This window comes from Cohnella sp. GCM10027633, from assembly GCF_042675445.1.
Taxonomy (GTDB): Bacteria; Bacillota; Bacilli; order Paenibacillales; family Paenibacillaceae; genus Cohnella.
The window spans coordinates 1,053,700-1,074,501 of record NZ_JBHTGV010000002.1 but is presented as its reverse complement, the minus strand read 5'-3'; the positions used below and the strand labels follow the sequence as shown (position 1 = coordinate 1,074,501).

Sequence of the window (20,802 nt, the reverse complement as noted above, 5' to 3'; positions counted from 1 at the left end):
ACAAATTCTCCTCCAGTTATCCGTATTTTATCCAGAACGAATTGGCCAATATCTGCCGTAAGAGCTTCGTTCTCCCCCTCGGGGGAGGTTCCCATAAGAGAGTTTACACAAAATTATTGACAGACCCCCGTGATGCGCAAAAACCTTATCTATAATCACTTGTGTCGTTAACGGAGAGACTAGTCCGAGGATTTGAATAAAAAGAGAGGCGACCAATACTTCGGTCAGTATTCGTTTATATTTCCATATCACAGGGAAAAACCATTTTACGCCGAACTCTCTTTCTCGTGCATCCTTCGTCGTGGGAGTGAACAACATCACTTCTCCCGTCCATGACTCACTAAAAGCTTCTGTTGCGATTGTCGTTGGCTTGCCGATCTTTGGGTTGAAAACTAAAAATCCCGCCTCCACCTGTTTAGCAATTACGATAAATTCTCCAGTTGTCAACAGTACAATGGAGGGAAGTCTTAACTTCGGTAATTTGTGCATGTCCGTATGAATAGACTTACTTTTCAATCCGGTGCTTCGGGCTATCTTGACCAAATCAGCAACTTTAATGTTGTCTTCATCTACCGCGAACGCATGTTTAATCTGCTCTACATCAATTCTTATTCCATGATAGTTAGCTACGATTATTAAGCACTTCAGCCCGCCGCTATCCGTAATCGAAGCCGATTGAGGAAAATCCACTGCATTCATAAAGCACCCATCTTCGCTAATATTTAACACTTATAGAATAGTTCATTTGTACCAAGTTGGTAAATATACTTTTTTTGTAGAAGTAGGTCAAATTATGTCGAATAATGTAACTTGTGATTGAATTGAGACTATTTCAACTGCGGAATTGGTCTAAGGATGTCGAGTTAGCCTAATCACAACCCTTACGTACTGTTCGGCAGCAACAAAAAAACAGCCCGGTCGCCCGGACTGTTCGCGTATCGTCTCTGTATCTAACCTTAAGTATAACTACCCTTGCTTGCGGCCCTTCTTCTCTTCCGAATGCACGACGCGCTGTACCGAAGAGGATCCGTCGTCGTACCGGCGGCGCTCCTTGCGTTCGATTTGCACGATTCTGCCGTCATGCACGACGATGTTCACCTCGCCGTACTCCAGCCCGTTCACTTGCTCCGCGATCCGCGAGAGCCAACGATCATCCACTTCTACCGGTTTCGCCATACGAATCCCCTCCATGTTATTTAATAGTCCAAGCTATTCGCGCTCATGCTCCTTGCTCATGCGGGCTTCCACGATCGACTTGATGACCAGCGTCACGATCGCCAGCAACATCAAGAGCGAGGCGACGGCGAAAGAGGCACTGAACTGGTACTCGTTGTACAGAATCTCGATATGGAGCGGCAGCGTGTTCGTCTCTCCGCGAATGTGCCCGGATACGACCGACACGGCGCCGAATTCGCCCATAGCACGAGCGTTACATAGAATCAAACCGTACAACAGGCCCCATTTGATATTCGGCAGCGTAACTTTGAAGAACACCCGCCAGCCTTTGGCGCCAAGCGTAACCGCGGCCTCTTCGTCTTGCGTGCCTTGCGCTTCCATGATCGGGATCAGTTCCCTCGCCACGAACGGGAAGGTCACGAACATCGTAGCCAGAACGATGCCCGGCGTCGCGAAAATAATGTTGATGTCGTGCTTATCCAGAAACGGTCCGAGCAGCCCCTGCGCCCCGAACAGCAGGACGTAGATGAGACCGCTGACGACAGGCGATACCGCGAACGGCAAGTCGATCAACGTGACGAGCAGGTTTTTGCCCCGAAACTTGAACTTCGTGATCGCCCATGCCGCCGCGACTCCGAATATGGCGTTCAGCGGTACGGCGATAAGCGCCGTGACGAGCGTCAATCGGAGCGCCGCGATCGCATCGGGATCGTTCAGCGCGTCGAAGTAAGCATCCCATCCTTTGCGAAGCGACTCCGCGATGACGGTGATCATCGGCAGGACGACGATGAGACCGACGAACAACAGCGCGATCGTGATGAGCACCCACCGCACGACCGCCAATTCCGTCAGATGGGTTTTGGCGTTCGTTCGCTTGCTGCCGCGAGGATTCGTTACGATTCCGGCCATCTCCCTCACGCTCCCTTCGCTACGCTCTGCAGACGACGGTTAGACCATCGTTGCAGAATGTTGATGAACAGCAGCAGCACGAAGGAGATGAGGAGCAGCCCGACCGCAACGGCCGCAGCCTGGGCGTACTGGTATTGCTCCAGCTTCGTAATGATGAGCAGCGGCGCGATCTCCGTCTTCATCGGCATGTTGCCCGAGATGAAGACGACCGAGCCGTACTCTCCGACGCCGCGGGCGAACGCCAACGCGAAGCCGGTGAGCAGCGGCGGAATCAATTCGGGCAAGATGACCTTGCGGAACGTTCGCCACCGGTAAGCGCCTAGCAATACCGCCGCTTCTTCCATATCGGCTTCCATGTCTTGCAGCACCGGTTGAACGGTTCTGACCACGAACGGAAGGCCGATGAAGATGAGCGCGATCGTGATGCCGAGCGGCGTGTAGGCCACCTTGATGCCGAGCGGCTCGAGCAGCGACCCGATCCATCCCTTCGGCGCGTAGATCGTGGTGAGGGCGATGCCCGCCACCGCCGTCGGCAGCGCGAAGGGAAGATCGATCAGGCCGTCAACGATGCGCTTGCCCGGGAACTTATACCGGACGAGCACCCATGCCAGCAGCAAGCCGAAGAAGAGATTGGCTATGGCCGCGTACAAGGAAGTCAGCAAGCTCAGTTTATACGAGGCCAGCACCCGCGCGTCCGTCACCGTATCCCACCATTGCGAGAGGGAGAGATCGAGCGACTTAATGACGAGCGCCGCAAGCGGGATAAGGACCAGCAGGCTCAAGTATAAGACGGTAAATCCTAACGAGAGGTGGAACCCCGGGAGTACCCGATCTCCTTTGCGTTGTCGCATCATCTTAATCGTCTAATCCCTTCTACCGGCTCCGATCGATCAGGATCCCGGCGTGTAAATTTGGTCGAACGTGCCGCCATCGGCGAAGTGCTTCGCTTGCGCTTCTTTCCAACCGCCGAAGTCGCGATCGATCTCGAGCAGGTTCAATTGCTGGAATTGATCTTTGTACTTGTCGGCGACGGCTTGCAGGCGAGGACGATAGAAGTTCTGCGCCGCGATCTCCTGGCCTTGCTCGGAGTACAAGTACTGCAAGTAAGCTTCTGCCGCTGCGCGGGAGCCTTTCTTGTCTACGTTCTTGTCGACGATCGCGACCGGAGGCTCCGCGAGAATGCTGAGCGAAGGCGTTACGATCTCGTAGTCGTCGCCGTATTCCTTGAGCGCGAGGTAAGCTTCGTTCTCCCAAGCGAGCAATACGTCGCCGATGCCTTTCTCGACGAACGTCGTCGTCGATCCGCGGGCGCCCGTATCGAGCACCGGCACGTTCGCGAACAGCTGCTTCAGGAAGTCTTGCGTCTGCGCTTCGTCGTAGCCGAGCGTCTTCTGAGCGTAGCCCCATGCCGCGAGGTAGTTCCAACGCGCGCCGCCGGACGTCTTCGGATTCGGCGTAATGACTTCGATGCCGTCCTTGATCAGGTCGTTCCAATCTTTAATGCCTTTCGGGTTGCCCTTCCGTACGAGGAACACGATCGTCGACGTGTACGGCGTGCTGTTCTGCTCGAACTGTTGCTGCCAGTCGGCTTCGATCAGGCCGGCGTTGGCGACTTCGTCGATATCGTAACCGAGCGCCAGCGTCACGACGTCCGCTTCCAGACCGTCGATGACCGCGCGTCCTTGCTTGCCGGAACCTCCGTGCGATTGCTTGATCGTTACTTCGCCGCCGGTCGTTTGCTTCCAGTAGTCCGCGAAGCTCTTGTTGAACGCTTCGTACAGCTCGCGGGTCGGATCGTAAGAGACGTTCAGCAGTTCGACCGGATCGGGTACCTTGCTAGGTTCAGCCGACGCGCTCGGCGAAGCGCTCGTCGTCGCGCTTGGGCTTTCGCCCGATGGGGAAGCGCCGGAGTTGCTATTATTATTAGAGCCGCAAGCGGACAATAACGTGATCAATAGTGTCGCGATAATAACCAAGCGGAAGTTTTTCAATGTTTTCATTTGACATGCACCCCGTTATTTTTTTCTGATTGCCGTGCCGCTCCGGTTGGCCTGACCGGTCGCGCGCGGACTTGACTCGCCGACAATTCCAACAACCTTTATAATTCCTACCTGTTTACTAGGTATTGGGAAAATAATAACAGGGGCATTAGCCCCCTGTCAATAAGTGTTTATAAAAATAAATGATAATTTCTTTTGCGTACTCGTTCGCCTACCCGCCGTACGCCTTCGTCGCCAACTCCCCGACGCGCTTGACGACAAGGACCAGCGCCGAACCGACGATCGCGCCGACCAGAACGTAGAACTTATAGCTCGTCATCCATTGCATGTTCTCCTGAACCCACGGAACGAACGACAGCAGCACGCAGCATAGCGCCGCGCCGAGCGCGAGGCTGACGACGATGATCAAGGCGGGTCACTCCTTCTCGGCGCTGAGCTTGTCTCCCAAGTAATCCGTGAACGCCGACTCCGTCTCCAAGAAGACGTCGACGGCCGTGCCGTAATCCTCGCCCTTGCGCGACTGCAATCCGGTGCGGATCACTTCCGCGGAGAACGCCATCTGCGTCGCGTATTCCGCCAGCTTGGCGTCGCCGATGCCCGCGGCGAGCATATCGAGCGCCTGCAGTCGTTCGACCTGCTTCTTCATGCCGGCGTAATCCTTCTTCGGGATGAGCTTGACGAGCTGCTCCATGATCTGGTTCTTCTCGATAAGCATGTATTGGTACACCGAACGGTTGGCGACTTGTACGACGCGGCCGCTCTTCGACTTCGCGAAGTCGACCCGTACTTCCCGCGCTTCGGTATTCCACGATACGTCTCCGCCGATCGCCTCGCCGATCGCGCGTATCGGCATATAGATCGTCCCGTTATAGTTAAGCACGTCCGGCTGCGCGGACGATAGCTGTCCGTTGATCCGCAGCCCGACTTTGTCCGCGAACACTTTGATCGTCTTGTATTGGCCCGTAGCGGCAGCGTATCCTCCCGCGACGAACGTGGCCAGCAGCGTCAAGATGACGACTTTCCTCTTCATGGCGTTTCCCCCTTGGACGGTGCGATCGATTGGAAGGCTCGCGCTTCCGGGAATCTCTCCAGGAGCCGTCCCATGCTCTCTTCGGTCGCCGATTCGGCTTCTCTCGTCGTTCCGAACAACTTCTCGTACGATGGCGCGGAATAGACCGAGAAGCCGAACGTCAAGTCGTAGACGAGCCGACCGTCGAATTCCGCAACGTCCCCGATACCTTCGTCCTTATGCTCCGTCAGGCTCCAGTTCGTAATGTTCGTAACGGCTTCGTTCGAAGCGAGCAAGTCGAAAAAGTTAAAGACGAGCGGCAGCGGTCCGATAGCGGTAATCTCGTAACTGTCCGCGCGGATGAGTCCGTCGGTGCCGGCGCCCTCTGTAGGTGCCGGCGCCTGGCCCTCGGCGTCGGCGCCATCGGCTCCGCCGCCGAGCTGCTCGATCTGCTGCTCCAGCCCGCCCTCCGCGGCGGCCTTCTCCTCGGTATGCTTGAACAACGCCAGCCGCACGCCCGCGGAATCGGCGAACTCCCCGAGCCGGAGCATGACGTCGGCTTCGTAGTGCTTCGTCGGCACCTCGCGCAGCAAGGCGTCCGCTTGTTCCCGCGTCGGTTGCTTCGGCGCAGGCCGGCTCTCGAGCTGGACGAGCCGCTCCTGGGCAGCCGTCATGCTCGCCCGGGCGGCGCTGCGCTCCTCCAGACCGGGGAGAGTCCGCAAGCCGAGATAGGCCGCGTTCGCGACGACGAACAGCGTCGCGGACAGCGCGACGAGCGAAGCCGGCTTGCTCGCCCACGCGCGTATTCTGATCATGGCCGTCTGTTCCATTAAGGACTCACCGCCTTCCCGTTCGCGACGATCGGTATTTCGAGATTGAGCACGTAAGGCGTGCTCGGCCGCTCTTCGGCCTCGCGGCCTTCCTCCGGCTCGCTGGTCGGCGAGACCGACGGGACCGGCGTCTCGGGCGTAGTCGCGGGAGCGCTCGGCACAGGCGCTTCCGGCTTCAGCAATTGCTTCAGCCTGTCGCTCAGATCGTCCGGGTTCGACAAGAGCAGCTCCCTAACGGCGAGCTCTCCTTCCGTCAAGCTCTCTTCCGCCGGCGCTTCGATCGGAATCTCGTCGATATCCGGCAGCGCTTCTTCGCCGGCGCTCGCGATCGTCTCCGCTGAAGCCTCGGTTTCGGTCGCTCCGGCGTCCGTCTCTTCCTCTACCTTCTTGAATTCGATGACGCGCAGCCCTCGGAACCGCCGTTCCGATTGCATGTCGACCAAGTATTGAACGACGTCCGTCTCCGATGCGAACTTCATCTCCAGGTCGAGCCTGTCGTTGTTGCCGACGTTGATCCTGGTCATGACGGCACCGTCCGGCATGTAGCCGAGCACGTAAGTCATGTCCGACAGCCAATCGTTGCGCGACGCCTTCAGCGTCTCCGTCGCTGCCAATAATCGCTCGTACATGACGGTACGCTCGTCCGGCGCCAGGCGTGCCGTTAGCGCCGCGATCTCCTGTTCCGTCCGTTGCCGCTCTCGCTCCGCGCTCGCCGCATCGTCCCGGTAGTCCGTCGCGACCAAGTACTGGGCGATCAGGAGGAGCGATCCGACGGCTGCGATCGCGAGCAGCGCGACCGTACGGTATTGCTCGAAGAAAGGCTTGCGGGGAAATAAGTTGATGTCGCGCATTTACTTCCCCCTCCTCAAGCACAGTCCGAGCGGAACCGCGTACGTCGGCAAGTCCCATTCCGAACGGCTTCCGGCGACGTCGATCGACGGCGCCGCGGCCGTTGCGACGGTCAGCGACATCCGATTGCCCAAGTAGGCGATCAGCTCGTCCATCATCGTTATATCGCCGGTTACGACGAGGCGATCGAAGACGGCTTCGCGGTGATTAAGCGTATAACGATAGAAGTTGATCAGCCGTTCGATCTCTCCGGACAGATCGCCGAACGAGCCGTCGTAGCTGACCGTCTGCGGAATGAAGTCGGCGAATAGCCTATCCAATGCGTCTGCCGGCTGTTCCTTCTGCGCGGTGAAGGATAACGGCACGTTGCGCGTGATGCGGATTACGCCGTCCTGCACGATCGTCAAGTCGCAGTTCGCGGCGCCGACGTCCGCGAGCAGCAGCAGCTCCTGCTTCGGAGAAGACAGCTGCTGCAATCTGTTCAACGAGAACGCCTTGATCTCGATGCTGGACAGCTTCAGCCCGAGATCCTCGAACAACCGGGTATATTGCCGGAGCGATTCCATCGACGCCGCGACGAGCATGACGTCGCACGTGTTGACGGCGATATCCTCGGAATCGGCCGGCGGAGCGGCGAACGGATTCGATCCGGACGGCTCCTTCGCGGCCGCGGCTTCCCATTGGTGCTGGAACAGCTTGGCGTCGGATTTGATCGCCGGAGCCGGCGATTCCTTCGTCTCCAGCTTCACGAAATCGTAGAAAGGGTCGTCGAACGGCAGATGAATGTTGTGCTTGATTTCGAAATCGACGATTTTGCGGAGCGCCTTGGTTCCGACGTTAGGCATCTTCAGAAACCGTACCATGACGGTCTGGCTCGGAATGGCGAACCGAACGTCGCCCGTCGACCACGGGCGCAAGTTAAGCGCCTCCCTGCAAGCTTGCGCGAGCGCAAGCTCGTCCATGAGGCGGCCGTCGTTCATCGTCCCGTTCGGCAGCTCTACGGAGGCGTAATGCTTGACCTGCGTCTTGCCGCCCTTCTTGCGCGCTTCGCAGAGCTTGACGTGAGTGTCCGTTATCTCGATGCCGAGCGGATTTCCGCGCAGTAGCCTCATCACATCCAAGCTCCCCTTTCTTCTATGTACGGTGTTACGAGCGGTACGCATCCGTTACGACCTCCAGCTGCCGAATACGAGCTTCGGTCCGCTGGAGCCGCCCCCGCCCGCCGGAGGCGGGTTGTGGCCGACGATGATCGCGCAATCGCCGTTGTTCGAGCCGTTATATTTGTACCAGTTCGGGAACGTCGCGTTGCCTCCGGCGTAGAAGCCGCCGAATTCGTTGTAGCCCGGCGTAAGGTTGCCCGTGAACGTAATGTTCTGCGAAGCGCCCATCAAGCCGTCGATGTTGAAATTGTTATAGACCGCCCTGAAGCTGATCGAGCCGCCCGACAGGAACGAGCCTCCGATGCTCAAGTTGCCGCTGTCCACGTCGACGGTCAAGCTTCCCGCGGAGATGAGCGAGCCGGCGATGTCGATGTTCGTCAAGTCTTTCGAGTAGAACGTTCCCGTCGTGACGAAGTCTCCGCCGATCGTCATGAACTTCGTCGAGTTGCCGAAGTTCACGTTACCGCCCGCCAGCACCGAACCGCCGACTTTGAACTTCGGGTTCGAGCCGGTATTGCCGATCGTATTCTGGAACTGAATGCCGCCGTCCGCATAGAGAGATCCGCCGATCGTGATTGCATCGACCGAGTTCGAGAAGGAGAACAACCCGCCTGTCGCCACGCTGCCGCCGATCAGCCACTCGTTGACTCGGCCGAACGCCATGTTCGTCTTGCTTACGACGTCGCCGCCGGTTTTCAGATTCACCGTCACCGATGCCGAGCTTGCTTGCAACGCATTCGCGCTTATCGTCCCCGACACGCGGACGTACGCGGGTCCGGTTTCGAACGTTATCGCCTGGGTAGCCGCCAACGAGGCGCGGTCATTGCCGACGATCGTCCCGGTGCTCCAATCGTCGGTGCTCCATTGACCGACGCTGATCAGATCCGCTCCCGAGTTCTTGAAGTTGATCGCGTTCGCATGGAAGACGCCGGTGACGATCAGCTTGCTGTTGTTGCCGAAGACGACGTCGACGTTGCCTCCGGCGACGATATTGCCGTTCACGCGCACGGTCGTATTGTTCTTCACGTTGATCGTGATGTTGCCGGTTCGCGTTAGATTGCCGTTAACGGTCGGATAGCCGGCTACGCCGTCTTTGTATTCGTAGTCCCCGGAGGGCGCCCCCGTCGCGGGGATGACGGCAGTCGCAGCGGGTCGCTCCGTGGCGTGAAGCCGCGTCGTGAAGTTGGCGCCGGTGTAATATTGAATGAGCTTGTTGAATTCCGTCGTATATTTCGTTCCGTCGTACGTATGGCTGATTTCCGAATCCGCCAGCTTGACCGGCGGGCCGACCTCCTGCTTCGTGCAGAACGTCTTGTCGTAGACGACGTCGTTATGGGCGACGACCGAGTATAGTTGATAAAATTCCGTTCCGTCGCTTACCGATCCGGGGCCTGTTCCGCCGCCCGTATTCGATGACGGGTTATAGTTAAGCTGGAACTTGACCGGCGCCGTCTCGGCTACCGCCCCGCTTCCTTCCGTACAGCTTACCGTTACGTTCCGATTCGCTTCGTCGTAGACGACGCCGCTGCCTCCGCACAGGTTCATCGTCTGCAGCCGGGAAGCCCAGTCGCGAATTTGTTGCGCGTTCTTGAGATCGTTCTGGTCGGCCAGCAGCAGCGTCTGGAAGACGCGCGCCACGGACTCCGCCTTGGCGTGCGCTTTCTCGTACTGCGCGTTCATGACCGCTTGCCGGTGACCGGTACCCAGCATCGTCACCAGCGGCACGACGAGGATGGACAGGACGATCGCCAGCCCGAGCACGAGCACCAACGTATTGCCTCGATCGGAACGAACGGATTTTATCATTATCGTTTCCTCTTTCAACAATATCTATTATAGTATGCGTATACGAATTTTCGACAGAAGGTGATTCTATTGAACCAGGACAAAGGACTTACAATCATAGAGGTCGTCGCCTCGGTCGCCGTGCTGGCGATCATCGTTCTGGTCATCGTTGCCGTGCTGCAAAATACCGCCGCGACATCGGCTTCCTCGACCGGTACCGACCGCTCGTTGCAGCATGCCCGATCGGTCATGGAAGAGATCAAGAACCGGCTTGATACGAGCGAGACTGTATACGACTATGAGAACAAAGGCTTGATGATCGATCTTGCGTCGATCGGGAACGGCACTCTTGCCACTTATACGCAGACGATCTACTATCCTAGCAACTCGAATCGGCAATACAGCATTACGATTACGTCCAAGCGCCCGACCCAATCGGTCGATCCGATTACGGGGACGAGCCCTGCTTACAGCTTGAGCGCGATGTTCCGCGACATTACGGTCGCTTGCACGGACTTGCGCACGTCGCGCACGCCCGTAACGTTGCAAGCGATGGTTGCTTATTAGACAATGAGAAGAGGTGACGAGCAATGAACAGATGGTGGCGCAACGAGCGAGGTCTCACTTTGGCTGAGCTGCTCGGCGCTCTGGCGATTATGACGTTTCTCGTCGGCACGATCACCTACGTGACGATGTACGCGAGCAAAGGCGTGCAGAACGCGACGACCAAGGAAGACGTCATCATGGAATCGCGGACGATACTAAATCATATCGTGCAAGCGGTTCGCAGCGAGACGGCGACCGCATCGCAGGATACGGCGAATATACTGAAGCTGGATTACAAGACGAGAGACGACGTGACCGGCGCGCTCGTATCGAACGGGAACCGCACGTACTACACGTTTACATCCGGCGCCGACGGCAACGGCTCCTTCTCGTTCAACTCGCAGAAGGGGACGAATGCCTTATCGGCAGTATTGTCTAAGCATGTGAAGAGTGCAACGATCACGGTCGACAACCGGAAAATCGATATCAAGCTTGTCATGCAACTACCGAACGATCAAGACTATGAGGCGTCCACGGTCGTTTATTTTCCAAAGCTGATCATTTCGTAAGGAACAAGTCCAGGTACCAGTCGATCGCTTGATCGCCCCAATAGTAGACGATTAGCGCCCCGAGCGCGATGAACGGCCCGAACGGGATGACCGCGTACTTCTCCTTATTACCCGCGATCCGACTGCCCCAACTATAGACGAGCCCAAGTACGCTGGCGGCGAATACGCTTAGCAGCGTCAGCTTGATTCCGAGCATGAGACCAATGAACACGTACAGCTTGACGTCTCCCCCGCCCATCGCTTCCCGCTTCAGGATCGCCCCCGCTACGAAGCCGATCAGGAACAGAATGCCGCTCCCGACGAACAGCGCGACCGCGTAGTTCCACAGCGGAAGCGGATGCGTCCATAACCGCAGCGCTACGGCACCGATAAGGCCGACCGCAACGATGGCGTTCGGGATGCGCATGCTTTGAAGGTCTGTCTGCGTAATGACGATGAAGATGCTCGTGAGCCACAGGGCGACGAGCAATTCAGGCTGCCATCCGACGACCGCGTACGCGAGCGAGAACAGCGCGCCTGCCGCGAGCTCTCCCGCCGGATAGCGCGAAGAGATGCGCTCCTTGCAATAGCGGCATCTCCCACGCAGAAATACGTAACTTAGCACCGGTACAAGGTCGAGCGGCTTCAGCGCATGGTTGCACTTCGCGCAATGCGAAGGGGGAAACGCGATGGATTCCCCCTTGAGCACGCGGATCGCGACGACGTTCAGGAAGCTGCCGATGAGGAGACCGAGGAGGAGGAAAAATACAGTAGAAATGTATGCAATCATTGCGCTAATTCCTCCGAAAAACACGATCAACTTCGCAGATATTAAGATGCAATTGCCAGTGTACCGCTGCTTATACTAATTACCTTGTCGCTAGCTCCATAAACAATGACAGAAATTACGCTGCCGGATACGGTCACTTGTACTTCTTTGAATTGAATCGCAGTGTTCCCCTTGGCCTGTTCCGTAAATTTAGTCAAATAGCCCGGTGTTTTCAAAACCGTCTCAATTGTTCCCTTCGTGATTGCACCAGTTTCTCCATCCGCTTGTTTATCTAGCGAAGCCCGCGTAGCCGCATCGACGATCATTTCATAAGTTCCTACATCCGCTTTATCCTTCGACTTCTCGATCGTATTGCCAATCGCAGGCACCGCAATCGCCGCCACGATCCCCAAAATCACGATAACCGCCAACAACTCGACCAACGTCAAACCCTTCGAATTCTTCAACCACTTTTTCATAGTCAAGCTCCTCTCAAACCCTTTTAATTTATATGGTCATGCATTAGACCCGCTAGTTATGGACTACCTTATTGCACGCCTTCCATTAGCTTAAACGTCGGCATCAGAATCGCCAGCACGATGAAGCCGACGACGCCCGCGATCGCGAGAATCATGAGAGGCTCTAGCAGCGACTTCATCCGATCCGCCATCGCGTCGACGTCGGCTTCGTAGAAGTCGGCCACCTTCTCCAGCATCGTGTCCAGCGCGCCGGTCCGCTCGCCGATCGCCATCATCTGCACGACCATCGGCGGGAACAGCCACGACCGCGAGAACGGCTCGGCCATCGGGTTGCCGCCGCGAATGCCTTCCCTGGACTCGGAGATCAGCTTGGCGATCGCCGCGTTGCCGACGACGTTCGATACGATCGCCATCGCCTGCATCATCGGAATCGCCGCCGCGAACAGCGAGCTGAACGTCCTTGCGAACCGCGCGATCGCTTGCTTATGCCAGAGCTGGCCGAATACCGGCAGCTTGAGCTTCCACAGATCGAGGCGATATCGCCCGTTCTTCGTCTTGCCGATCGACTTGAGCAGCACCGCCGGAGCGATCAGCACGATCGGGATCAAATACCAATAGCCCTGAATGAGCTCGCTCGCCCGCATGACGATGCGCGTCGGAAGCGGCAGTTCCAGCCCCATCGCCTCGAAGTTCTCGACGTACTTCGGAATGACGAAGATCATCATGAACGAGACGACGGCGATCATGACGACGGACATGATGACCGGGTAGATCATCGCCGACTTGATCTTCTGGCTCGTGTAATACTCTTTCTCGTAGAAGATGGCCAGGCGGTTCAACATCTCGTCGAGGTTGCCGCTCGCTTCCCCCGCCTTGATCATGTTAACGAACACGTTGGAGAAGACGCTCGGGAACGCGCTCGCCGCGACGGAGAATTGCGTGCCCCGCTTCATCTCTTCCGAGACGGCGGCCAGCACCTTCCGGAACGGCTTGCTCTCGGTCTGCTCGCTTAGAATGCGAATCGCCTCGACCATGTTGACGCCGGCGACGTACATCGTGGACAGCTGCCGGCAGAACACCGTAAAATGCTGCGTCTTCACCTTCGGCCCGCCGAACAATAGCTCGTCGAGATCTCGTTGCAGGATGCTCTCCCCGCGTACGTTCAGCTCGGAGATCCACAGGCCTTGGCCGCGTAGCTCTTCGACGGCCTGCTGATAGGTGCCGGACTCCATCACGCCTCTCGACCATTGCCCGTTCCCGTTCACCGCGCGATAGCGATACTTCGGCATCCTAATCAGCTCCTGTCTTAAGCAAGTTGTCTAGTCTACTATCGCCCCTACAGCTCCGAATGGCCGAACATGGCGTTCTTCGCTTCCTCGACGGTAATCTGCCCGCGCTGCAGCAGCTCTCGAAGCGACATCTCCATCGTCTGCATCCCTTGCGACTTACCCGTCTGCATGACCGACCGGATCTGATGCACCTTCTCCGAGCGAATCAAGTTTGCGACGGCGGGCGTATTGACGAGCACCTCGATCGCGGCGACGCGACCGGCTCCGTCCGTCGTCGGCAGCAGCCGCTGCGCCATGACGCCGAGCAGCACCGCGGCCAACTGCACGCGGATCTGCTGCTGCGCGTCCGGCGGGAACACGTCGATAACGCGGTCGATCGTCTGCGGCGCGTCGGCCGTATGCAGCGTCCCGAACACGAGGTGCCCGGTCTCCGCAGCGGTAATCGCCGTGCTGATCGTCTCGAGGTCGCGCATCTCGCCGACGAGGATGACGTCCGGGTCTTGCCGGAGCGCCGCCCGCAGACCCGTCCCGAACGAAGCGGTATCGCTGCCGACCTCCCGCTGGTTCACGATGCACTGCTTATGGTCGTGCACGAACTCGATCGGGTCCTCGAGCGTAATGATGTGCTCGCTCCGCGTGCGGTTAATGTAGTCCACGATCGCCGCCAGCGTCGTCGACTTCCCGCTACCCGTCGGCCCGGTTACGAGCACAAGACCTTGCGGCTTGTTGGCGAATTCCTGCGAGATCGCCGGCAAGCCGAGCGCTTCCATCTCGGGAATGCGCTGCGGGATCAAGCGGATCGTCAGACTGACGTTGCCCTTCTGCTTATAGGCGTTGATCCGGTACCGCGACACGTCCGGTATGCCATAGGCGAAGTCCAGGTCGCCCTTCTCGATGAACGTCTCGTATTGCTCGGTCGTCATGAGCTCTTTCGCGAGCTCCATCGTTCGGTACGGGGACAGCACCTCGCCGTTGGCCGGCTTCATGCTGCCGTTGACCCGGAACATCGCAGGCGAATTGACGGTAATATGGATGTCCGACGCCTTGCCGTCATAGGCTTGTCTCAGCAGTTGCTCCGCGCTCATCGCGATCTCTCTCCTTGCTCTCCGATTGTTCGTATTCCTTCGCGGTCACGCGGTAAATTTCCGCGATCGTCGTCTCGCCCTCGGCCGCCTTCATCAAGCCGTCCCTCAGCATCGGAACGAGCCCGCGTCCGACCGCGTAATCCCTGTATTCGTTGTCCGGCCGCTTCTGCAGGATCATCGAGCGCAGCGCATCGTCGACGCGCAGCACCTCGTGAATGGCAAGCCGTCCCTTGTACCCGCTGCGTCCGCATTCCGCGCAGCCCCTGCCTTTGCGCAGCCGCTCCGTCGATAGCCCATGCTTCTCCAGCATTGACCGTTCCTCGTCGTTAGGATCGTGCTGCTCACCGCAATGCGGACAGACGCGCCGGACGAGCCGCTGCGCGACGACGCAAGTGAGCGCCGAAGAGATCAAGAACGGCTCGATGCCCATATCGATCAACCGGCTGATCGCGTTCACCGCGCTGTTCGTATGAAGCGTGCTGAGGACGAGGTGGCCTGTCATCGCCGCGCGGATCGCGATCTCCGCCGTCTCCGCGTCGCGGATCTCCCCGACCATGACGATGTTCGGGTCTTGGCGCAGAATCGAGCGCAATCCTCGCGCGAACGTCAGCCCGGTTACGGTGTTGACCTGGACTTGGTTTACGCCCTGCAGCTGGTACTCGACCGGATCCTCGACCGTGATGACGTTGACGTCCTCGCGGTTCAGCCGCGAGAGCGCCGAGTACAATGTCGTCGTCTTGCCGCTGCCCGTCGGTCCCGTTATGAGCACGACGCCGAAGGAGGATTCGATCCCTTGCAGGAACAGCTGGCGATTCGCCTGCGAGAAGCCGAGCTTGTCCACTTCGGTTAGCGCCGTGCCCAGGTCCAGTACCCGCATGACGACTTTCTCCCCGTGAATCGTCGGCAGCGTCGAGATCCGGATATCGACCTTGCGGAATTCGATATCCATCTCGACCCGTCCGTCTTGCGGGAGTCTTCGCTCGGCCACGTTCAGGCTCGCCATGATCTTGATCCGCGCCACGATGACCGCGTGCATGTTCGGCGGCAGCGTCCGCTCCGTGCGCATGACGCCGTCCACGCGGTACCGGATGCGCACGCTGTCTTCCTGCGGGTCGATATGGATATCGCTCGCGCCGAGCTGGACTGCTTGAATGATGAATTGGTTGACCGTCTTGACGACGGGCGACTCTTCTTCCTCCTGCGTCTGAACGGGCTCGTCCGCTTCCTTCGTCTGCAAGTTCTGGTTGATCTGCTCGATCGTCTCCTGCAGCCCGTAATACCTCTTGATGCCCCGCTCCAGCTCTTCCTTGGACGCGATGACCGCGTCGACGCGCATGCCCGTCGCCATCCGGATCTCGTCGATCGCGAAGTAGTCGAGCGGATCCGCCATCGCCAACACCAGCTTGTTGCCTTCGACGCGAACCGGAATGACCGTGTGCTGCTCCGCCAGCTTCTGCGGAATCAAGTTGATGACCTTCTGCTCGATCTTCTGCCGGTACAGCTGCACGTGCGGAATGCCCAGCTGGAACTCCAGCACTTCGATGAATTGCTGTTGCGTAATATATCCTTGCGTGATGAGCACGTCTCCGAGTCTCATCTTCAATTCCTTCTGTTGGCCGAGCGCCCTTTGCAGCTGCTCTTGGTCGATGACCCCGGCTTCAAGCAGCAAGTCCCCGATCCTCTTGCGCGGTCCCGCCATGAAGCTCCACCTCCCGCTTGATGCCGATAAACGAAAAACAAAAAACCGGCGCGTGTTCCTTATGGTTTCGCATAAAGAATCGGCCGGTTGCACTACTCGCTCCTGACAGTCCAAGTGCCCAAATAAGAACTGTCAATCATTGCGCTCCTGAGATTGTCGATATTACTAGAATTATGTCGAATGTGCAATGTATATGCAATAAAATCCATCGAACGTACTTAAATTAAAACAAAAATAAGGGACTTCGTCAATACGAAAGTCCCAACATTTTCTCTTTATTTAGTTCTGGCATCCTAATATATTCCAACCATATACCAGGACTATTTACCCAGTATTTTCTTCATGTTCGGTGAATGTTATTTCCGCTATTCTAAGTCGCAGGCACAATCATCCCCGGTGATTCCGTCCCCGCACGTGCACGACGTCGACGAACGGACGGACGCGATCCATGAGCCGCTGCCCTTTGTGCATCTCTTCGCCTTCCTTGTGCGTGAAGCTGAAATGCCTCTCCAGCGCTTCCAGATCGTGGTTGGACGTGTAGAACGTCGGCTTGCGGTTCATCCGGTAATTCAAGATGGCGCCGAGCACGTGATCGCGTACCCAAGGACTCAAGTTCTCCGCGCCGATATCATCGAAGACGAGCAGGTCCGCCTCCTTCATGAGCGAGACCGTCTCCTTCAACTGCTGCGGCTCCAGCATAAGCGCCTTGGCGTCTTCCACGAACTCCGGCATGTAGACGATGACGCCAGAGAACCCTTCCTTGGCCAGCCGCTGAAGCAGATAACCAGCCAAGTACGTCTTACCTGTTCCGAAGTCGCCCATCAGGTACAAGCCCTTTTTCTGCAATCCCTCGCTACGTGTCTTTTCAATGTAATTTAACATAGCATTTACAGCAGGTTTGCGGCTCAGATCATTCGTCGCCATTTCATATGGATCATATTCGGCTCCGATCATTGACTCGTCGACGAAGAAACTAGTAATGCGCTTTCGAATTTGCAGTTGATGTTCGTTCGCCGTCCATTTGGCGCACGCGATCTTCTCATCAAGCACTTGCCAACGTCCGTTCAACGGTGTGCACGTAATGCCCGTAGAATGCCCTTGCATATCATTCGGGCAATTCGCGAGTCCCGGACATTGCTGACAATTGCGAACCTCGACCGACATCTGGTAGAGCCGGTTCAAGTTCAACCGTAACGTCTTTTCGTCCACCTCAGGAAAACGAGAACGAAGCTTCAGCACGAGCGGATCGTTTAACACTTGCTCGGCCAATTGCTCGGAACGCTCCAGGCCGCCGAATGATGGCATCCGCTTAAGCGCATCTCCCAAAGATTCCATTGTCCCGTCCTCCTTCTCGATCTGTCGTTAACGTTCTTCCTTCAATCTGCGGGCAAGTTCCAACATTCGTTCATTCTCTTCCTCTGACATGCCCGGAACCGGACCTTCGTCCTTAACAACCGGCATTGCAGGCTTACGACTCACTCCCGCACGCCCTTGTCGCGATCCCCCGCCCGCGCCGCGCGCCGCCGGCGGTTCGCCGTTACGCTTGCGCTCGAGCGAAGCGTTCAGCTTCTCCTGCTCCCGCACGTACATGATCGCCTTGTCGAGCGTATCGATCCCCTTGGCGAGCATATTGGAAGCGATCGAGTCGATGAACGATTTCGTTAGCCGCTGGTTGCTGCTCATCCCGAGCACGTAATGAATCAGGACGTTGATGACCGGCTCGGGCAGCTTGTAATTCATATCGATCTTCTCGAACATTCGAATGAAGGCATCCGGAACCGCACCGGGAAAATAACGCTCCAGCATCCGCGTGTACGGCTCTCTCCGAAGCATCTCGTTGTAACGAACCGGCGTGACGTCGGCCAGGAAGCGCTCCGGCACCTCCAACTGAATCGTGGACGTCGCGGCCGCGGCGATCGATGCTTCTTCCGTCGTCCTGCCTTCTCCGCGAGACATGAACCGCTCGCGTTCTTCGTCGCGCTTGCGGCTCTGGCGATACATCAGGTTCGCGCGGCTCTGAAGCTCGTCCCACGCCAACGTTCCGTCGCCGTGGAACGTGCCGTCCTCGTCGAGCAACCGGCAAATTTCAGGCACTTCCAGGTCGAACTTGTACGCCAAGTAGTTCAGTTGCTCGAGCAACTCCGGCGACCGGCCCAACCGTTCTACGTGAGAGCGGTTCGCCGAGCCCTTGGGGAACCGCATCAGCATGTCGCTATGGCGGATCTTCTCCTGCCCGCGGAACGACGGCGTCCGCTCCGCGGCGGACGCGCTCTCCGTCCAGCCGGGCTCGAGCTCGGGGTCGACGGATCCAGCGGCGATCTGGAACAGCTCGTAGAACGGCACCGTCGCTTCCTCCCGGTTCATGAAGCGAGCCAGCTCCTGCGGGGGCTCGGGCGTGTACTGCCGACGAAGCTCCAGCAACGCGGGCTTGCCGAGCTTATCCCTGAGCAGCAGCGTCAAGTGCAAGTTCGAGAAAAATTCCCCCGGCTGCAAGGGACGCAGGAGGGCGTATTCGTATAAGGTTTCCTCGTTGAGCGGATTATGATGACGATACGCTTGCAGCAGACCGACGGCTTCCAGCTTCGATGAAGCTTCCACGACGGCTTTGCGGCCGGCCGCGTTCGGCTCGGCGCCGAGGCCGAGGAACAGCCCGCGCTGCGGCTCGATCGACGAGAAGCCCGTCCCGTCTTCCGCGATCCGATGGTAGAGCAGCTGATAGAGCCCGATCGCCATGGCGCCGACCATCGGCTGATAGAGCGAGAAGAGCACCTTGCGGTCGAGACCGCCGAGCGCGAAATCGCGGTTCGCGAAGTAGCGGTGATTCTCGGTAAATTCCATAAGATTCGATACGCGCATCGACGAATCGACATCCTTTTCGCTAGAGAGTATTTCTCTATTGTAGCACAAACGGCTATCGCCATTGATAGAAAAATAGAGCCAATCGCGGCTCTTCATGCGGCATTCTATTGGAAATCCGGAGGTCGTTCAGGTCAACCCGCCCGTTCGCCGCCCGGTTGCGCGCGGAATACCCACAAGCGGTAGCCCGCGTAATTCGCGACCATCGAGACGAAGACGGAGCAGCCTTTGGCAATCGCCGATTCCATTCCCGCGCTTTCCAAACCGAGCAACGCGGCCGTCGACAGCCCGAACGATACCGCGTTGACGGCGACGAACCGGACGACATCCCCGAGCTGACGCTCTCCGCGCGCCTGGAACGTCCACTTCCGGTTCAGGACGTAGCTGTTCGCGAGCGCGATACCGTACGAAGCGACCTGCGCCCAGACGGAGGCTACCCCCGCCCCGTACACGAGCGCGCAGAAGACGGCGAAGTCCACGCCCGTATTCATGACGCCTACGAGCGCGTATTTCGCCATCCGGACGAATTCTTGCTTCTTCCGCATCGATTGCGCCCCCTTACGGCACGACAGCCGCGGATCAGAACATTTTGTAGCCGCCCTTGCGGAGCGCGCGGATCGCCCAGCCGCTAATATAAGCGCCTGCCGCGCCCGCGACGACGAGAATGATATCGGACACGAGCATCGACTGGACGTTCTCCGACATCGTCAGGTCCGGTTGCCATAGCTTGTAGATTCCGAACGGCACGACGAAGATGAAGAACAGCCACATCGGCAGCCACGTCGTCTTGATAAGCATATTCAATATGAAGCCGATGCCGAAGAACAGCACCAGACAGAGCAGCGATCCGACGATCGCGAACATAATTCCCCCGAGCATGTGAGTCCCTCCAAGTTATGCGGTGCCTAACCGTTGTATCTTCCATCTTACAGTGTACAAGATCGATTTCCCGCGCGTCAACGTCGCGGACGCGTTGCCACAACGTTGTCACAACGTTGCTCGCCCCTGGCAGTTAGGCTACAATGAGGGAAGCTAGAAGGACAAGGAGAGATCATGGATGAGCGAAGCCGCCCAAACCCTGGACGGATGGTATGCGCTGCACGACTTGCGCAGCATCGATTGGGAAGCATGGAACGCCGCGAGCGCCGCGGAGAAGGACGCCGCGCTGAACGAATTGAACGGCCTGATCGCCGGTTGGCAAGCGGTCGAGGAGCGCAAGGAAGGCAGCTTGGCGATGTATTCGGTCATCGGGCAGAAAGCCGATCTGATCTTCATGCACCTGCGCGAGACGCTGCAGGAGCTTAACGATATCGAGAACGCGTTCAACCGTTCGGCGTTCGGCAAGTTCGCCAAGAAAGCCTACTCGTACGTCAGCGTCGTGGAGCTGAGCAACTATATGGCCGCGCCGGGCGTCGACCCGATGCAGGTACCGGAAATCGTCGCGCGGCTGAAGCCGATTCTGCCGAAGAGCAATCATATTTGCTTCTATCCGATGAACAAGAAGCGCGACCTTCAGGATAACTGGTACATGCTCCCGATGGAAGACCGCAAGACGATGATGCGCAGCCACGGCATGATCGGACGCGGTTACGCGGGCAAGGTGAAGCAAGTGATCTCCGGCTCCGTCGGCTTCGACGATTGGGAATGGGGCGTCACGCTGTTCGCGGACGACGCGCTGCAATTCAAGAAGCTCGTGTACGAGATGCGCTTCGACGAAGTGAGCGCGCGCTTCGGGGAATTCGGCGCTTTCTACGTCGGCAACCTGCTGACGACGGAATCGCTCGCGAAGCTGCTTAAGTAAGCCGAACGCAAT

At 57.8% G+C, this 20,802-nt stretch carries 23 protein-coding genes and 1 riboswitch; of the genes, 3 read left to right on the top strand and 20 right to left on the bottom strand.

Going from position 1 to position 20,802, the window contains the following annotated elements; all coding sequences use genetic code 11:
- Positions 1 to 27 precede the first annotated feature (27 nt).
- The 11 genes from ACFQZG_RS09080 to ACFQZG_RS09030 form a co-directional block, all read right to left on the bottom strand.
- Positions 28 to 699 carry a cysteine peptidase family C39 domain-containing protein gene (locus tag ACFQZG_RS09080; RefSeq protein ID WP_378151564.1) on the bottom strand — a complete coding sequence of 224 codons (672 nt, stop codon included), beginning with the start codon at positions 697 to 699 and terminating at the stop codon, positions 28 to 30.
- A gap of 267 nt (positions 700 to 966) precedes the next feature.
- Positions 967 to 1,176, bottom strand: coding sequence for a YezD family protein (locus ACFQZG_RS09075; RefSeq protein WP_378151562.1), 210 nt, complete (start codon positions 1,174 to 1,176; stop codon positions 967 to 969).
- 33 nt (positions 1,177 to 1,209) lie between these two features.
- Positions 1,210 to 2,085, bottom strand: coding sequence for a sulfate ABC transporter permease subunit CysW (gene cysW / locus ACFQZG_RS09070; RefSeq protein ID WP_378151560.1), 876 nt, complete (start codon positions 2,083 to 2,085; stop codon positions 1,210 to 1,212).
- A gap of 5 nt (positions 2,086 to 2,090) precedes the next feature.
- Positions 2,091 to 2,939, bottom strand: coding sequence for a sulfate ABC transporter permease subunit CysT (gene cysT, locus ACFQZG_RS09065; protein WP_378151558.1), 849 nt, complete (start codon positions 2,937 to 2,939; stop codon positions 2,091 to 2,093).
- Between the two features lie 36 nt (positions 2,940 to 2,975).
- Positions 2,976 to 4,085: a sulfate ABC transporter substrate-binding protein gene (locus tag ACFQZG_RS09060; protein WP_378151556.1), complete on the bottom strand. Its 1,110-nt coding sequence runs from the start codon at positions 4,083 to 4,085 to the stop codon at positions 2,976 to 2,978.
- A 211-nt stretch (positions 4,086 to 4,296) separates the two neighbouring features.
- Complete coding sequence (locus tag ACFQZG_RS09055; RefSeq protein ID WP_378151554.1) at positions 4,297 to 4,494, bottom strand: hypothetical protein; 198 nt, start codon at positions 4,492 to 4,494, stop codon at positions 4,297 to 4,299.
- Positions 4,495 to 4,500: 6 nt separating this feature from the next.
- Positions 4,501 to 5,115 carry a stalk domain-containing protein gene (locus ACFQZG_RS09050; protein WP_378151552.1) on the bottom strand — a complete coding sequence of 205 codons (615 nt, stop codon included), beginning with the start codon at positions 5,113 to 5,115 and terminating at the stop codon, positions 4,501 to 4,503.
- The gene (locus ACFQZG_RS09045) at positions 5,112 to 5,924 is read right to left on the bottom strand and encodes a hypothetical protein (protein ID WP_378151550.1); all 813 of its coding nucleotides are present in this window, start codon (positions 5,922 to 5,924) and stop codon (positions 5,112 to 5,114) included. The genes ACFQZG_RS09050 and ACFQZG_RS09045 overlap by 4 nt, the downstream gene beginning before the upstream one ends.
- Positions 5,924 to 6,775 (bottom strand): hypothetical protein, encoded by an 852-nt coding sequence (locus ACFQZG_RS09040; RefSeq protein ID WP_378151548.1) that lies wholly within the window; start codon positions 6,773 to 6,775, stop codon positions 5,924 to 5,926. Before ACFQZG_RS09040 ends, ACFQZG_RS09045 begins: the two co-directional genes overlap by 1 nt.
- The gene (gene pilM / locus ACFQZG_RS09035; protein ID WP_378151546.1) at positions 6,776 to 7,885 is read right to left on the bottom strand and encodes a type IV pilus biogenesis protein PilM; all 1,110 of its coding nucleotides are present in this window, start codon (positions 7,883 to 7,885) and stop codon (positions 6,776 to 6,778) included.
- A gap of 54 nt (positions 7,886 to 7,939) precedes the next feature.
- Complete coding sequence (locus ACFQZG_RS09030; protein WP_378151544.1) at positions 7,940 to 9,739, bottom strand: hypothetical protein; 1,800 nt, start codon at positions 9,737 to 9,739, stop codon at positions 7,940 to 7,942.
- Positions 9,740 to 9,808: 69 nt separating this feature from the next.
- Here ACFQZG_RS09030 and ACFQZG_RS09025 point away from each other — a divergent pair, with 69 nt between their 5' ends.
- Both ACFQZG_RS09025 and ACFQZG_RS09020 read left to right on the top strand, forming a co-directional pair.
- Entirely contained in the window at positions 9,809 to 10,285 is a 477-nt protein-coding gene (locus tag ACFQZG_RS09025; RefSeq protein WP_378151542.1) for a hypothetical protein, read from the top strand.
- Positions 10,286 to 10,308: 23 nt separating this feature from the next.
- Positions 10,309 to 10,833, top strand: coding sequence for a prepilin-type N-terminal cleavage/methylation domain-containing protein (locus ACFQZG_RS09020; RefSeq protein WP_378151540.1), 525 nt, complete (start codon positions 10,309 to 10,311; stop codon positions 10,831 to 10,833).
- On the opposite strand, the gene ACFQZG_RS09015 is transcribed toward ACFQZG_RS09020, so the two are convergent.
- From ACFQZG_RS09015 to ACFQZG_RS08975, 9 genes are all read right to left on the bottom strand, one after another.
- Complete coding sequence (locus ACFQZG_RS09015) at positions 10,823 to 11,602, bottom strand: prepilin peptidase (protein WP_378151538.1); 780 nt, start codon at positions 11,600 to 11,602, stop codon at positions 10,823 to 10,825. The two genes, ACFQZG_RS09020 and ACFQZG_RS09015, sit on opposite strands and share 11 nt — an antisense overlap.
- Positions 11,603 to 11,643: 41 nt before the next feature.
- On the bottom strand, positions 11,644 to 12,060 hold the full coding sequence (locus ACFQZG_RS09010; protein ID WP_378151536.1) for a type II secretion system protein: 417 nt from the start codon (positions 12,058 to 12,060) through the stop codon (positions 11,644 to 11,646).
- Between the two features lie 68 nt (positions 12,061 to 12,128).
- The gene (locus ACFQZG_RS09005) at positions 12,129 to 13,349 is read right to left on the bottom strand and encodes a type II secretion system F family protein (protein ID WP_378151534.1); all 1,221 of its coding nucleotides are present in this window, start codon (positions 13,347 to 13,349) and stop codon (positions 12,129 to 12,131) included.
- Positions 13,350 to 13,396: 47 nt separating this feature from the next.
- Positions 13,397 to 14,434, bottom strand: a complete 1,038-nt coding sequence (locus tag ACFQZG_RS09000) for a type IV pilus twitching motility protein PilT (protein ID WP_378151532.1) — start codon at positions 14,432 to 14,434, stop codon at positions 13,397 to 13,399.
- The gene (locus ACFQZG_RS08995; RefSeq protein WP_378151530.1) at positions 14,400 to 16,133 is read right to left on the bottom strand and encodes a GspE/PulE family protein; all 1,734 of its coding nucleotides are present in this window, start codon (positions 16,131 to 16,133) and stop codon (positions 14,400 to 14,402) included. The genes ACFQZG_RS09000 and ACFQZG_RS08995 overlap by 35 nt, the downstream gene beginning before the upstream one ends.
- A gap of 75 nt (positions 16,134 to 16,208) precedes the next feature.
- Positions 16,209 to 16,290: riboswitch (cyclic di-GMP riboswitch) on the bottom strand.
- A gap of 230 nt (positions 16,291 to 16,520) precedes the next feature.
- Positions 16,521 to 17,468: an ATP-binding protein gene (locus ACFQZG_RS08990; RefSeq protein WP_378151528.1), complete on the bottom strand. Its 948-nt coding sequence runs from the start codon at positions 17,466 to 17,468 to the stop codon at positions 16,521 to 16,523.
- Between the two features lie 27 nt (positions 17,469 to 17,495).
- A complete protein-coding gene (locus ACFQZG_RS08985) occupies positions 17,496 to 18,989 on the bottom strand; it encodes a DnaD domain protein (RefSeq protein ID WP_378151526.1) in 1,494 nt (497 codons plus the stop codon).
- A 134-nt stretch (positions 18,990 to 19,123) separates the two neighbouring features.
- Positions 19,124 to 19,534 (bottom strand): GtrA family protein, encoded by a 411-nt coding sequence (locus tag ACFQZG_RS08980; RefSeq protein WP_378151524.1) that lies wholly within the window; start codon positions 19,532 to 19,534, stop codon positions 19,124 to 19,126.
- A gap of 34 nt (positions 19,535 to 19,568) precedes the next feature.
- Positions 19,569 to 19,868 carry a YuiB family protein gene (locus tag ACFQZG_RS08975; RefSeq protein ID WP_378151522.1) on the bottom strand — a complete coding sequence of 100 codons (300 nt, stop codon included), beginning with the start codon at positions 19,866 to 19,868 and terminating at the stop codon, positions 19,569 to 19,571.
- 178 nt (positions 19,869 to 20,046) lie between these two features.
- Here ACFQZG_RS08975 and hemQ point away from each other — a divergent pair, with 178 nt between their 5' ends.
- Positions 20,047 to 20,790: a hydrogen peroxide-dependent heme synthase gene (gene hemQ / locus ACFQZG_RS08970; RefSeq protein ID WP_378151520.1), complete on the top strand. Its 744-nt coding sequence runs from the start codon at positions 20,047 to 20,049 to the stop codon at positions 20,788 to 20,790.
- Positions 20,791 to 20,802 lie beyond the last annotated feature (12 nt).

Coding starts and splice junctions, on each gene's coding strand:
- ACFQZG_RS09080 (WP_378151564.1), bottom strand. CDS start 699: ATGAATGCAGTGGATTTTCCTCAATCGGCTTCGATTACGGATAGCGGC.
- ACFQZG_RS09075 (WP_378151562.1), bottom strand. CDS start 1,176: ATGGCGAAACCGGTAGAAGTGGATGATCGTTGGCTCTCGCGGATCGCG.
- cysW (WP_378151560.1), bottom strand. CDS start 2,085: ATGGCCGGAATCGTAACGAATCCTCGCGGCAGCAAGCGAACGAACGCC.
- cysT (WP_378151558.1), bottom strand. CDS start 2,939: ATGATGCGACAACGCAAAGGAGATCGGGTACTCCCGGGGTTCCACCTC.
- ACFQZG_RS09060 (WP_378151556.1), bottom strand. CDS start 4,085: ATGAAAACATTGAAAAACTTCCGCTTGGTTATTATCGCGACACTATTG.
- ACFQZG_RS09050 (WP_378151552.1), bottom strand. CDS start 5,115: ATGAAGAGGAAAGTCGTCATCTTGACGCTGCTGGCCACGTTCGTCGCG.
- ACFQZG_RS09045 (WP_378151550.1), bottom strand. CDS start 5,924: ATGGAACAGACGGCCATGATCAGAATACGCGCGTGGGCGAGCAAGCCG.
- ACFQZG_RS09040 (WP_378151548.1), bottom strand. CDS start 6,775: ATGCGCGACATCAACTTATTTCCCCGCAAGCCTTTCTTCGAGCAATAC.
- pilM (WP_378151546.1), bottom strand. CDS start 7,885: ATGAGGCTACTGCGCGGAAATCCGCTCGGCATCGAGATAACGGACACT.
- ACFQZG_RS09030 (WP_378151544.1), bottom strand. CDS start 9,739: ATGATAAAATCCGTTCGTTCCGATCGAGGCAATACGTTGGTGCTCGTG.
- ACFQZG_RS09020 (WP_378151540.1), top strand. CDS start 10,309: ATGAACAGATGGTGGCGCAACGAGCGAGGTCTCACTTTGGCTGAGCTG.
- ACFQZG_RS09015 (WP_378151538.1), bottom strand. CDS start 11,602: ATGATTGCATACATTTCTACTGTATTTTTCCTCCTCCTCGGTCTCCTC.
- ACFQZG_RS09010 (WP_378151536.1), bottom strand. CDS start 12,060: ATGAAAAAGTGGTTGAAGAATTCGAAGGGTTTGACGTTGGTCGAGTTG.
- ACFQZG_RS09005 (WP_378151534.1), bottom strand. CDS start 13,349: ATGCCGAAGTATCGCTATCGCGCGGTGAACGGGAACGGGCAATGGTCG.
- ACFQZG_RS09000 (WP_378151532.1), bottom strand. CDS start 14,434: ATGAGCGCGGAGCAACTGCTGAGACAAGCCTATGACGGCAAGGCGTCG.
- ACFQZG_RS08995 (WP_378151530.1), bottom strand. CDS start 16,133: ATGGCGGGACCGCGCAAGAGGATCGGGGACTTGCTGCTTGAAGCCGGG.
- ACFQZG_RS08990 (WP_378151528.1), bottom strand. CDS start 17,468: ATGGAATCTTTGGGAGATGCGCTTAAGCGGATGCCATCATTCGGCGGC.
- ACFQZG_RS08985 (WP_378151526.1), bottom strand. CDS start 18,989: ATGCGCGTATCGAATCTTATGGAATTTACCGAGAATCACCGCTACTTC.
- ACFQZG_RS08980 (WP_378151524.1), bottom strand. CDS start 19,534: ATGCGGAAGAAGCAAGAATTCGTCCGGATGGCGAAATACGCGCTCGTA.
- ACFQZG_RS08975 (WP_378151522.1), bottom strand. CDS start 19,868: ATGCTCGGGGGAATTATGTTCGCGATCGTCGGATCGCTGCTCTGTCTG.
- hemQ (WP_378151520.1), top strand. CDS start 20,047: ATGAGCGAAGCCGCCCAAACCCTGGACGGATGGTATGCGCTGCACGAC.